Source organism: Staphylococcus sp. FSL K6-0223 (assembly GCF_038008285.1).
The window spans coordinates 1-13,382 of sequence record NZ_JBBOYX010000001.1; the positions used below are offsets into that span (position 1 = coordinate 1).

Below are 13,382 nucleotides of genomic sequence, written 5' to 3' on the forward strand. Positions count from 1 at the left end.
ATGTCGGAACAAGAAATTTGGAAAAAGGTATTAGAAGTAGCTGAGTCAGAGATTTCGAAAACAACGTTTAATACGTTTTTAAAAGACACTGAACTTAAAGAAATTCGCGACAATGTTGCTTACATCTTTGTTATTCATGAGTTTTATGCTGATTGGTTAAACTCAAATTATAAAGATGTAATTCAAACAATTATGAAAGACATCATTGGTTATGAAGTTGATCCAAAATTTTACACTGCTGAACAACTCGCTGAACTTGATGAAACGAGTCGTAAACAATCAAATACTGTAAACAAAACGTCTGCCATTGATAATAGCCATGATGATATCGATCAATTTAATACGCATAATACGTTTGATACATTTGTGATTGGTCCTGGCAACCGCTTCCCACATGCAGCAAGCTTAGCTGTAGCTGAAGCACCTGCACAAGCTTATAATCCATTATTTATCTATGGAGGCGTAGGATTAGGAAAAACGCATTTAATGCATGCCATTGGTCATCACGTACTAAGTAATAAACCGAATGCCAAAGTGCTTTATACTTCAAGCGAAAAGTTTACAAATGATTTTATTAAATCCATTCGTAACAATGAACCTGAAGCATTTAGAGAAAAATATAGAAATATCGATGTATTATTAATTGATGATATTCAATTCATTCAAAATAAAGAACAAACACAAGAAGAATTTTTCCACACATTTAATGAATTACATCAAAATAAAAAACAAATTGTTATTTCAAGTGATCGTCCACCTAAAGAAATAGCAAAACTTGAAGATCGCTTACGTTCTCGATTTGAATGGGGTCTCATTGTTGATATCACGCCACCAGATTATGAAACACGTATGGCTATCTTGCAGAAAAAAATCGAAGAAGAGAACTTAGAAATTCCAGCAGAAGCATTGAATTATATTGCAAATCAAATTCAATCAAATATTCGTGAACTTGAAGGAGCTTTAACGCGTTTACTTGCTTATTCAAAATTACAAGGTAAACCGATTACAACAGAACTTGCTGCTGAAGCATTAAAAGATATTATTCAAGTTCCCAAATCTAAAAAAATCTCGATTCAAGATATTCAAAAAGTAGTTGGACATTATTACAATGTACGCATCGAAGATTTTAGCGCTAAGAAAAGAACAAAGTCGATTGCATATCCACGACAAATTGCAATGTATCTATCTAGAGAATTAACTGATTTTTCATTACCAAAAATTGGTGAGGAATTTGGAGGACGCGATCATACTACAGTTATTCACGCACACGAAAAAATTTCGAATGATATTAAGGCGGATCCAATTTTCAAACAAGAAGTCGAAGATTTAGAAAAAGAAATACGTAAACAGTAATAGGAAATATGAATCTGTTATATAACAGCATTGCTAAAATATGACATTCAATATCAAAGATGACTGTGCTTCTAAATAATTTTATAAATATAGCAAGAATCTAGAAAAGGTTAAATTGTGGATAATGTGAAAAAGTAATACACATCATTAACAACTTATCCACATGTGCATAACTTTGATATAAAAGGTGTTTCATGAGATATCCACTAATCCACAAGCCCTACTACTATTACTATGATTTTAAAACCTATATAATTTAAGTATAAACGACTGGAAGGAGTTTAAATTAATAATGGAATTTACAATAAAAAGAGATTACTTTATCACACAATTGAATGATACATTAAAGGCAATCTCACCAAGAACAACTTTACCAATTTTAACAGGTATCAAAATTGATGCTAAAGATAATAACGTTATCTTAACTGGTTCTGACTCAGAAATTTCAATTGAAATCACGATTCCTAAACAAGTAGATGGAGAAGATATTGTTGATATTACTGAAACTGGATCAGTGGTTCTTCCTGGTCGTTTCTTTGTTGACATCATTAAAAAATTACCAGGCAAAGATGTTAAACTATCAACAAATGAACAGTTTCAAACCCTTATCACATCAGGACATTCAGAATTTAATTTAAGTGGTTTAGATCCTGAACAATATCCATTATTACCGCAAGTATCACGTGATGATGCAATTCAATTATCTGTAAAAGTACTTAAAAACATTATTGCGCAAACAAACTTTGCAGTGTCCACCTCAGAAACACGCCCAGTTTTAACTGGTGTGAACTGGCTTATACAAGATAATGAATTAATATGCACTGCTACGGATTCACACCGCTTGGCTGTAAGAAAATTAAAGCTTGAAGATGAATCGGAAAATAAAAATGTTATTATTCCAGGTAAAGCATTATCTGAATTAAATAAAATTATGAGTGATAATGATGAAGACATCGATATTTTCTTTGCATCTAATCAAGTATTGTTCAAGGTCGGTAACGTAAACTTTATTTCACGTTTATTAGAAGGTCATTATCCTGATACAACACGTCTTTTCCCTGAAAACTATGAAATCAAATTAGGATTAGATAACGGAGAATTCTATCATGCGATAGATCGTGCGTCATTACTTGCACGTGAAGGCGGAAATAACGTAATTAAATTAAGTACTGGAAATGAGGTTGTAGAATTATCATCTACATCACCAGAAATCGGTACAGTAAAAGAAGAAGTTACAGCAACTGATGTTGAAGGTGGCAATTTGAAAATTTCATTCAACTCAAAATATATGATGGACGCATTAAAAGCAATTGATAATGATGAAGTTGAAGTAGAATTCTTTGGTACGATGAAACCATTTATCTTAAAACCAAAAGCAGATGATTCAGTCACTCAACTCATTTTACCAATCAGAACATACTAGTCATTAAAGATTAATTAAAAAGTTAAAGTAGAACAGAGTTCTTATTGAATTACTGTTCTACTTTTTTATTGATTAAAACAGTAATTTTAAACTATCTCAGAGGTTCATAGTGAAGCTAAATTTAGTAAAACGTGGTTTTTATCTACAACTCATTATATTCGCTGAAATAGGCCTTAAAATTAAAAATTGAGATATTGTCTCTGATTATTTTTGTCATAATTTCAAAAAATCATCTATTTTTTACATAACAATTTAAAATAACAAAAACTTATTTAAAAGTAAGCGGTTTCACACTTCATTTTAAATGAAATTTATTCCTAAAAAAGGTATAATATAGTAATGATATATAAAGAAATGGAGTGATTATTTTGGTTCAAGAAGTAATAGTTGAAGGCGAGATTACGTTAGGTCAATTTCTTAAAACAGAAGGTATCATCGAATCAGGTGGACAAGCAAAATGGTTCTTACAAGATTACGATGTTTTATTAAATGGCGAACGTGAAACACGTCGTGGAAAAAAGCTAGCTGACCAAGATCGTATCGACTTCCCTGATATTCCAGATATCGATTCATTTATTATTATTCATCAAGGTGAGCAATGAAGCTTAAAACACTCCAATTAGAAAACTATCGTAACTATGAAGCGGTTACGTTAAATTGTCATCCTGAAGTGAATATTCTTATTGGAGAAAATGCACAGGGAAAGACAAATTTACTTGAATCAATTTACGTCCTTGCTTTAGCTAAAAGTCACCGAACCTCCAATGACAAGGAACTTATACGGTTTAACTCTGAGTATGCTAAAATAGAGGGTGAGCTAAGTTATAGACACGGAACCATGCCATTAACGATGTATATAACTAAAAAAGGTAAACAAGTTAAAGTGAACCACTTGGAACAAAGTCGACTAACACAGTATGTTGGACATCTAAATGTGGTTCTTTTTGCACCTGAAGACTTAAATATTGTTAAAGGTTCTCCTCAAATTAGAAGACGATTTATAGATATGGAATTAGGGCAAATTTCTGCAGTATATCTCAACGATTTAGCTCAATATCAACGTATTCTCAAACAAAAAAATAATTATCTTAAGCAGTTACAACTTGGTCAAAAAACAGATAAAACGATGCTAGAGGTTTTAAATCAACAATTTGCACAATATGCGCTTAATGTCACTTTAAGACGTGAGCAATTTATTGAAGAATTAGAGGCTTTAGCACAGCCTATCCACGCTGGTATTACGAACCAACGTGAAACATTATCTCTAAAATATTTACCAAGTATTAAACTTAGCGATACAAGTAAAAATAAGAGTGAATTATTAGATGAAGTCATCACGTTATTGAATGAATATCAACAACGTGAAATGGATAGAGCAGTATGTTTATACGGTCCACATAGAGATGACTTAGGATTTAATGTGAATGACATGGATGCTCAAACCTATGGATCTCAAGGTCAACAAAGAACAACCGCTTTATCAATTAAACTAGCAGAAATAGAATTAATGAACATTGAAGTCGGAGAATATCCGATTTTATTATTAGACGATGTCTTAAGTGAACTTGATGATTCTCGTCAGACGCATTTACTCAGTACAATTCAACATAAAGTACAAACCTTCGTAACAACTACATCGGTAGACGGTATTGATCATGAAATCATGAATAATGCGAAACTTTACCGAATTAATCAAGGTGAAATTATTAAGTAATAGAAAGTGATGGTGAATACATTGTCAGATGTAAACAACACAGATAATTATGGTGCTGGACAAATACAGGTATTAGAAGGACTTGAAGCGGTACGTAAACGCCCTGGTATGTATATTGGCTCAACTTCAGAAAGAGGTTTGCATCATTTGGTATGGGAAATCGTTGATAACAGTATTGACGAAGCGCTAGCTGGATATGCTAATCAAATTGAAGTAGTGATTGAGAATGACAACTGGATTAAAGTGACTGACAATGGTCGTGGTATTCCTGTCGATATTCAAGAAAAAATGGGACGTCCCGCAGTAGAAGTTATTCTTACTGTACTTCATGCCGGAGGTAAATTCGGTGGTGGCGGATACAAAGTATCTGGTGGACTACATGGTGTAGGTTCATCTGTAGTAAATGCGTTATCACAAGATTTAGAAGTGTATGTACACCGTAATGAAACAATTTATCATCAAGCATACAAAAAAGGCGTGCCTCAATTTGATCTTAAAGAAATAGGTAGTACGGATAAAACAGGTACAGTGATTCGCTTTAAAGCAGATAGTGAAATCTTTTCAGAAACAACAGTTTATAATTATGAAACACTTCAAAAACGTATTAGAGAATTAGCATTCTTAAATAAAGGTATTTCAATTACACTAAGAGACGAACGTGAAGATGAAGAACAACGTGAAGACACGTATCATTATGAAGGTGGTATTAAATCTTACGTTGAATTACTGAACGAAAATAAAGAACCTATTCATGACGAACCTATTTATATTCATCAGTCAAAAGATGATATCGAAGTAGAAATTGCAATACAATACAATAGCGGTTATGCTACAAACTTATTATCCTATGCGAATAATATCCACACATATGAAGGTGGTACACATGAAGATGGCTTTAAACGTGCACTTACACGTGTCTTAAACAGTTATGGAACTCAAAGTAAGATTATTAAAGATGATAAAGAACGTCTTTCAGGTGAAGATACACGTGAAGGTTTAACAGCAGTCGTCTCTGTAAAACATGGTAATCCACAATTCGAAGGTCAAACGAAGACGAAATTAGGTAACTCTGAAGTACGTCAAATCGTTGATCGATTATTTTCAGAACACTTTGAACGCTTTTTATATGAGAATCCAAATGTTGCAAGAATCATTGTTGAAAAAGGAATCATGGCGTCAAGAGCACGTGTAGCAGCTAAAAAAGCGCGTGAAGTGACACGTCGTAAATCAGCATTAGAAATTTCAAGTTTACCTGGTAAACTGGCAGACTGTTCAAGTAAAAATCCTGATGAAAGTGAAATTTTCTTAGTTGAGGGTGACTCTGCCGGGGGGTCTACAAAAGAAGGTCGTGACTCAAAAACACAAGCGATTTTACCGTTGAGAGGTAAAATATTAAATGTGGAAAAAGCACGTTTAGATCGTATTTTAAATAACAATGAAATCCGTCAAATGATTACAGCATTTGGTACAGGCATAGGTGGCGAATTTGATATTTCTAAAGCCCGTTATCATAAGATTGTTATCATGACAGATGCTGATGTAGATGGTGCGCATATTCGTACATTATTACTTACATTCTTCTACAGATTTATGCGTCCATTAATTGAGGCTGGGTATGTATACATCGCTCAACCACCATTGTATAAGCTAACACAAGGTAAACAAAAATATTACGTCTTTAACGATCGTGAATTGGATAAATTAAAAGCTGAACTAAATCCTACTCCAAAATGGCAAATTTCTCGTTACAAAGGTTTAGGTGAAATGAATGCCGATCAATTATGGGAAACAACAATGAATCCTGAAAATCGTATGATGTTACAAGTAAAACTTGAAGATGCAGTAGAAGCGGATCAAACATTTGAAATGTTAATGGGTGACGTTGTTGAAAATCGTAGACAATTTATCGAAGATAATGCAGTTTATGCTAATTTAGATTTCTAATTTAACTTAATGTGAACTGACTATAAAAGGAGGATATCTTGATGGCTGATTCTCTACCACAATCAAGAATTAATGAAAGAAATATAACCAACGAAATGCGCGAATCATTTTTAGACTATGCGATGAGCGTTATCGTTTCACGTGCATTACCAGATGTACGTGATGGTTTAAAACCTGTACATCGTCGTATTTTATATGGTCTAAATGAACAAGGAATGACTCCAGACAAACCTTATAAAAAATCAGCACGTATTGTTGGGGACGTTATGGGGAAATATCATCCACACGGCGACTCTTCAATTTATGATGCTATGGTAAGAATGGCACAAACCTTTAGCTATCGTTATCCTCTTGTTGATGGTCAAGGTAACTTTGGTTCAATGGATGGTGACGGTGCTGCGGCAATGCGTTATACCGAAGCAAAAATGACCAAAATCACATTAGAACTGTTACGTGATATCAATAAAGATACTATTGATTTCTTAGATAACTATGATGGTACAGAAAGAGAGCCCGAAGTCTTACCTTCTCGTTTCCCTAACCTTTTAGTGAATGGTGCTTCAGGTATTGCGGTTGGTATGGCTACAAATATTCCACCACACAATTTAACAGAAGTCATTGACGGAGTCTTACGTTTAAGTCAAAATCCTGATATCACAATCTCAGAATTGATGGAAGATATTCAAGGTCCTGATTTTCCAACTTCTGGCTTAATTTTAGGTAAAAGTGGCATTAGACGTGCCTATGAAACTGGTCGTGGATCAATTCAAATGCGTGCACGTGCATCAATAGAAGAACGTGGCGGTGGTCGTCAGCGTATTGTTGTGACTGAAATTCCATATCAAGTGAATAAAGCAAGAATGATTGAGAAAATTGCAGAATTAGCGCGTGAGAAAAGAATTGAAGGTATCACAGATCTTCGTGACGAAACAAGTTTACGTACAGGGGTAAGAGTTGTTATTGATGTACGTAAAGATGCCAATGCAAATGTTATTTTAAATAATTTATATAAACATACACCATTACAAACATCATTTGGTGTAAATATGATTGCCCTTGTGAATGGTCGACCTAAATTAATTAACTTAAAAGAAGCGCTTGTTGAATATTTAGAACATCAAAAAACAGTTGTACGTCGTCGTACAGAATACAATTTGAAAAAAGCGAAAGATCGTGCACATATCTTAGAAGGTTTAAGAATTGCGCTGGATCATATTGATGAAATTATTTCTATTATTCGTGAGTCTGACACAGATAAAGTGGCGATGGAAACATTGCAAGAACGTTTTAAATTGTCTGAACGTCAAGCTCAAGCCATTTTAGATATGCGTTTACGTCGTTTAACTGGGTTAGAGCGCGATAAAATTGAAAATGAGTATAATGAATTATTAAGTTATATTGCAGAATTAGAAGAGATCTTAGCAAATGAAGATGTATTACTTCAACTTGTTCGTGATGAGCTTACAGAAATTAAAGAACGTTTCGGTGACGAACGTCGTACTGAAATTCAATTGGGTGGTTTAGATCACTTAGAAGATGAAGACTTAATCCCTGAAGAACAAATTGTCATCACTTTAAGTCATAACAACTATATTAAACGTTTACCTGTATCTACATATCGTTCACAAAACAGAGGTGGACGAGGTGTACAAGGTATGAATACCTTAGAAGAAGACTTTGTCAGTCAACTTGTAACATTAAGTACACATGATAATGTTTTATTCTTTACGAATAAAGGCCGTGTTTATAAGTTGAAAGGATACGAAGTACCTGAATTATCTCGTCAATCTAAAGGTATTCCAGTCATTAATGCGATTGAGCTTGAAAATGATGAAGTGATTAGTACGATGATTGCCGTAAGAGATTTAGAAGATGAGAACAGTTTCTTAGTCTTTGCTACTAAAAAAGGTATTGTTAAACGTTCTGCATTAAGCAATTTCTCTCATATTAATAAGAATGGTAAAATTGCGATTGGCTTTAAAGAAGATGATGAATTGATTGCAGTTCGTCTTACTGATGGTAAACAAGATATTTTACTTGGTACAGCACATGCCTCATTAATTCGATTCCCTGAAAATAGTTTACGCCCACTAGGTCGTACAGCTTCAGGTGTGAGAGGGATTTCTCTAAGAGAAAATGACGTAGTCGTAGGTTTAGACGTAGCCTATGCTGAAAGTGAAGATGAAGTTCTAGTCGTTACTGAAAAAGGTTATGGTAAACGAACACCTGTAAGTGAATATCGTTTATCTAATCGTGGTGGTAAAGGTATAAAAACGGCTAAAATTACAGAACGTAATGGTAATGTGGTATGTATTACAACGGTAAGTGGTCAAGAAGATTTAATGATTGTAACGGATGGTGGCATTATTATTCGTCTACAAGTTGAAGATATTTCTCAAAATGGCCGTGCCACACAAGGTGTGCGATTAATGAAATTAGGCGATAATCAAGCTGTATCAACCGTTGCGAAAGTCATTGATAAAACTGAAGATGAAGCTGCGACTGAAGCGGCACAACAAACAGAAAATGCGAGTGCCCAAACTACAGAAAGTGCAAATGAACAAGTGATAGATGATACGACACCTGGTAACGCTTTGCATACTGAATCTGATGAAGATGATGAACGCATCGAAGTAAGACAAGATTTCATGGATCGTGTAAATGAAGATATTGAGAATGATTCAGATCAGAATTAAATATAAAAATAAGACTTCTCACATATAGGGAAGTCTTATTTTTATTATTTATCTTTCTAATTCTTTCATTACATAAGGAATTTGATTAATTAATTTTGAAGGGGGCACGACGTACATTTTTTCAGAAAGTTTTTCACCAATATAACTGTGAATATAAGTTGCGCTCGTAACGGCATCTTGTAAGCTATCAAATTGACCTACAAAACTTGTAATCATACCAGCTAATGTATCACCCATACCACCTGTAGCCATTGCAGGTGTGCCAATTGATAATTTGTATTCTTTATCTTTAAAGAAGATTTCTGTACCGTGTTTTTTTAGTACTACAGTAGCACCTAATTTATCCACAGCTTCTCTATTTCTTTCATACGTTTGTTCTTCAATAGGAATACCACTTAGACGTTCCCATTCTTTTTGATGTGGTGTAAAGATAACACGACATGTAGGAATATCAGGTTTAAGTTTACAAAATATTGTAATTGCATCACCATCTACAATTAAGTTTTGGTGGGGTTGAATATTTTGTAGTAAGAAAGTAATCGCATTATTTCCTTTAAAATCAACGCCAAGACCTGGTCCAATTAAAATACTATCTGTATTCTCAATCATTTTTGTTAACATTTTAGTATCATTAATATCTATTACCATTGCTTCAGGACAACGTGAATGAATGGCTGCATGATTAGTAGGATGTGTGGCTACAGTAATTAAACCACTTCCACTAAAAAGACATGCACGGGCAGCTAACATGATTGCTCCGCCTAAATTTGCACTACCACCAATTAAAAGAATTTTTCCATAATCACCTTTATGCGTTTCGTCATTACGTTTAGGAATTGTCACATTAGTTAATGTTTCCATATGATGAATCCTCCCTATTTAGATTCGAAAGTCATAACTTCTATATATTAAATCAATGAAATGATGAGTTATTAAGACAAGCGAAAATATCATGTGCGTTTTAAATACAATAGAAAATATTATACCTGCTTAAGCGTTTCGTCAACACTATTTTAAATAAATTTATAAATGCTAAAATTGACAGAATTTTAACGTATGTAGTTTGTTATATTTGGTTGAGGGAACTGCTTGAAAATTATATATGACTTTGCTATATTAAAATTAAGTTAATAAAGTATTGTTCGTAGGCTAAGTAACATAAGGGTATTAATTTCAGAGAGCTTGTGGTTAGTGTAAACAAGTAATTAATTTTTATGCGAATCTACCTACTTATATTGAACAATCGGTTTTAACCGTTATCGATAGTGGAGTGCAATTTAGTTTATTTAATTAAATTGTTAAATAGGGTGGCAACGCGTAGACCACGTCCCTTGTATGGGGACGTGGTCTTTTTTTATTTTAAATCGCTATGGTCACTCAATATAAATTTTTTTGGAAGGATGAATATTATATGTTAGACATCAAGCAGTTCAGAGACGAAACGGACAAAGTTAAGAGCAAAATTGAATTACGAGGAGATGATTCAAAGGTTGTTGATGAAGTATTAGAATTAGATAATCAACGTCGTGATTTAATTGGTAAAACAGAAGAAATGAAAGCACGTCGTAACAAAGTAAGTGATCAAATCGCTGAAAAAAAACGTAACAAAGAAGATGCGGATGACGTCATTAAAGAAATGCGTGAATTAGGCGATGAAATTAAAGAAAATGATGCAAAATTAAATGAAGTAGATAACAAAATTCGTGATATCTTAATTCGTATTCCAAACTTAATTGCAGATGATGTACCACAAGGTGCTGACGACACTGAAAATGTTGAATTAAAAAAATGGGGTACACCTCGTGAATTTGATTTTGAACCAAAAGCGCACTGGGATTTAGTAGAAGAATTAAAAATGGCTGATTTCGAACGTGCTGCAAAAGTATCAGGTGCGCGCTTCGTTTATTTAACTAAAGATGGTGCTTTATTAGAACGTGCATTAATGAACTATATGTTAACAAAACATACAACACAACATGGTTATACAGAAATGATGACACCTCAATTGGTAAATGCAGATACAATGTTTGGTACAGGCCAATTACCTAAATTTGAAGAAGATTTATTCAAAGTTGAAAAAGAAGGCTTATATACAATTCCAACTGCAGAAGTGCCATTAACAAACTTCTATAGAAATGAAATTATCCAACCTGGTGTGTTACCAGAAAAATTCACTGGTCAAACTGCATGTTTCCGTAGTGAAGCGGGATCAGCTGGTAGAGATACAAGAGGTTTAATTCGTTTACATCAATTCGATAAAGTTGAAATGGTGCGTTTTGAAAAACCTGAAGATTCTTGGGATGCATTAGAAGATATGACTCAAAATGCCGAAGCAATTTTAGAAGAATTAAAATTACCATATCGTCGCGTGATCTTATGTACTGGAGATATTGGTTTCAGCGCAAGTAAAACATATGACTTAGAAGTATGGTTACCAAGTTACAATGACTACAAAGAAATTAGTTCTTGCTCAAACTGTACTGATTTCCAAGCTCGTCGTGCTAACATTCGTTTCAAACGTGATGCTTCTTCTAAACCAGAATTAGTACACACATTAAATGGTAGTGGACTTGCAGTAGGTCGTACATTTGCTGCTATCGTAGAAAACTACCAAAACGAAGATGGTTCAATTACAATTCCAGAAGCACTTGTACCATTTATGGGCGGCAAAACAGAAATTCGTCCAGTCAACTAATCATTAAATAGAATTCAACTCATAAAGTGATAGAGTGACATAGTCCTCTATCGCTTTATTTATTTTTATATTAAATAAGACTGCCCTGAGAAAGGTAAATTTAAAAATATCGAAAATTTCTGATATTTTTAAAACATTGAAGTATCAATATTTCTAAACGCCCTTCTCTCTAACCTCACTCAAACGGACGTCTAAAGATATTGAAGCGTCTATTAGATTATATTAGACTGAATTTAATTAAAATATATAGTCAATTTGAAAATACATATATAAAGGGGGAGCTAACATGACGTCACATGTAACATTTCAACAAGGAGTCAAAGAATGTATTCCAACACTACTAGGATACATCGGTATAGGACTATCATTTGGCATCGTGGCAGCTTCTCAGGATTTTAGTGTTCTAGAAATTCTTCTGTTATGTTTATTGGTTTATGCAGGCGCAGCACAATTTATTATTTGTGCTTTAGTTATTACTGGTACACCTATATCAGCCATCGTGTTAACAACGTTAATTGTGAATTCCCGCTTCTTTTTATTGTCTATGACATTATCACCTAATTATAAAGATTATGGTATATGGAATCGTTTAGCTTTGTCTTCTCTTCTTACTGACGAGACCTTTGGGGTTGCTATAACGCCACACTTAAAAGGGGAAACAATTAATGACCGATGGTTACATGGATTAAATATTACTGCTTATTCATTTTGGGCAATGGCTTGTGTGTTAGGGGCAATCTTTGGGAAATACATCTCTCATCCTGAAATGTTAGGGTTAGACTTTGCGATTACAGCTATGTTTATTTTCTTGGCTATGGCTCAATTTGAAACGATTACACGTTCCAAAATAAGTATATATATCGTATTAATTGCGTTCGTTATTGTAATGATGTTCATTTTAAGTTGGTTGATGCCCTCTTATGTGGCTATTCTTGTTACATCAATTTGTGCTGCAACACTTGGGGTGGTGATGGATCGATGACGATAACTGGACATATGCTTTTACTCATCGTTTTATGTGGATTAGTGACATTAATTGTACGTGTCGTACCTTTTTTAATGATTTCACGTATTCAACTGTCAGAAACAGTCATCAAATGGCTGTCATTTATTCCGATTTCATTATTCACTGCGTTAGTTATTGATAGTTTTATCGTTCAACATAAAGGCATGCAGGGCTTTGAATTAAATATTCCATTCATTGTAGCAACCATTCCTACAGTCATTATCGCAGTTGTGACGCGTAGTCTAACCATTACTATTATTGTAGGTATTATATTCATTGCAGGTATACGATGGTTCTTTTAATCCATTTATTTACTGCGCATTGAAGTTAACCAGACAATTGTATTAAAATAAATTTAAATTAAACCATTCAATCAATATATAGATACTCTTATTTTGAGAAGTAGAGGGAATTGGCCCTATGAAGCTTCAGCAACCGACAAATCATTGTACGGTGCTACAACCAACGAGATACTCGAATGATAAGTACTAAAGTATTATCGCTTCATACTTTTAAAATTAAGAGTGGAAGCGATTTTTTTATTCTAAGGA

At 33.7% G+C, this 13,382-nt stretch carries 10 protein-coding genes, 1 riboswitch and 1 other annotated feature; of the genes, 9 read left to right on the forward strand and 1 reads right to left on the reverse strand.

All coding sequences use genetic code 11. The features are described 5' to 3' along the window. From dnaA to gyrA, 6 genes are all read left to right on the forward strand, one after another. A partial coding sequence (dnaA, locus tag MHI13_RS00005; protein ID WP_049420565.1) for a chromosomal replication initiator protein DnaA occupies window positions 1–1,353 on the forward strand: 1,353 nt, incomplete at its 5' end. A gap of 289 nt (window positions 1,354–1,642) precedes the next feature. Further along, the gene (dnaN, locus tag MHI13_RS00010; RefSeq protein ID WP_025987126.1) at window positions 1,643–2,776 is read left to right on the forward strand and encodes a DNA polymerase III subunit beta; all 1,134 of its coding nucleotides are present in this window, start codon (window positions 1,643–1,645) and stop codon (window positions 2,774–2,776) included. Window positions 2,777–3,135: 359 nt separating this feature from the next. Continuing rightward, complete coding sequence (gene yaaA / locus MHI13_RS00015; protein WP_170999996.1) at window positions 3,136–3,378, forward strand: S4 domain-containing protein YaaA; 243 nt, start codon at window positions 3,136–3,138, stop codon at window positions 3,376–3,378. Then, window positions 3,375–4,490 (forward strand): DNA replication/repair protein RecF, encoded by a 1,116-nt coding sequence (gene recF, locus MHI13_RS00020; RefSeq protein ID WP_017175622.1) that lies wholly within the window; start codon window positions 3,375–3,377, stop codon window positions 4,488–4,490. Before yaaA ends, recF begins: the two co-directional genes overlap by 4 nt. Window positions 4,491–4,499: 9 nt before the next feature. After that, window positions 4,500–6,434, forward strand: a complete 1,935-nt coding sequence (gene gyrB / locus MHI13_RS00025; RefSeq protein WP_054105627.1) for a DNA topoisomerase (ATP-hydrolyzing) subunit B — start codon at window positions 4,500–4,502, stop codon at window positions 6,432–6,434. Between the two features lie 41 nt (window positions 6,435–6,475). Continuing rightward, window positions 6,476–9,130, forward strand: a complete 2,655-nt coding sequence (gyrA, locus tag MHI13_RS00030; protein ID WP_019834693.1) for a DNA gyrase subunit A — start codon at window positions 6,476–6,478, stop codon at window positions 9,128–9,130. 48 nt (window positions 9,131–9,178) lie between these two features. Here the strand turns inward: gyrA and MHI13_RS00035 are convergent, their stop codons facing one another. Beyond that, window positions 9,179–9,991 carry an NAD(P)H-hydrate dehydratase gene (locus tag MHI13_RS00035; protein ID WP_054105628.1) on the reverse strand — a complete coding sequence of 271 codons (813 nt, stop codon included), beginning with the start codon at window positions 9,989–9,991 and terminating at the stop codon, window positions 9,179–9,181. A gap of 270 nt (window positions 9,992–10,261) precedes the next feature. Beyond that, window positions 10,262–10,465 (forward strand) — a binding site (T-box leader). A 76-nt stretch (window positions 10,466–10,541) separates the two neighbouring features. Here MHI13_RS00035 and serS point away from each other — a divergent pair. From serS to MHI13_RS00050, 3 genes are all read left to right on the forward strand, one after another. Next, window positions 10,542–11,825 (forward strand): serine--tRNA ligase, encoded by a 1,284-nt coding sequence (gene serS / locus MHI13_RS00040; RefSeq protein WP_002488451.1) that lies wholly within the window; start codon window positions 10,542–10,544, stop codon window positions 11,823–11,825. A gap of 286 nt (window positions 11,826–12,111) precedes the next feature. Continuing rightward, on the forward strand, window positions 12,112–12,807 hold the full coding sequence (locus MHI13_RS00045; protein WP_054105629.1) for an AzlC family ABC transporter permease: 696 nt from the start codon (window positions 12,112–12,114) through the stop codon (window positions 12,805–12,807). Next, entirely contained in the window at window positions 12,804–13,133 is a 330-nt protein-coding gene (locus MHI13_RS00050; RefSeq protein ID WP_017175618.1) for an AzlD domain-containing protein, read from the forward strand. Before MHI13_RS00045 ends, MHI13_RS00050 begins: the two co-directional genes overlap by 4 nt. A gap of 85 nt (window positions 13,134–13,218) precedes the next feature. Then, window positions 13,219–13,319, forward strand: a riboswitch (SAM riboswitch). The last annotated feature ends 63 nt before the right edge of the window (window positions 13,320–13,382 follow it).

Coding starts and splice junctions, on each gene's coding strand:
- recF (WP_017175622.1), top strand. CDS start 3,375: ATGAAGCTTAAAACACTCCAATTAGAAAACTATCGTAACTATGAAGCG.
- gyrB (WP_054105627.1), top strand. CDS start 4,500: ATGGTGAATACATTGTCAGATGTAAACAACACAGATAATTATGGTGCT.
- gyrA (WP_019834693.1), top strand. CDS start 6,476: ATGGCTGATTCTCTACCACAATCAAGAATTAATGAAAGAAATATAACC.
- MHI13_RS00035 (WP_054105628.1), bottom strand. CDS start 9,991: ATGGAAACATTAACTAATGTGACAATTCCTAAACGTAATGACGAAACG.
- serS (WP_002488451.1), top strand. CDS start 10,542: ATGTTAGACATCAAGCAGTTCAGAGACGAAACGGACAAAGTTAAGAGC.
- MHI13_RS00045 (WP_054105629.1), top strand. CDS start 12,112: ATGACGTCACATGTAACATTTCAACAAGGAGTCAAAGAATGTATTCCA.
- MHI13_RS00050 (WP_017175618.1), top strand. CDS start 12,804: ATGACGATAACTGGACATATGCTTTTACTCATCGTTTTATGTGGATTA.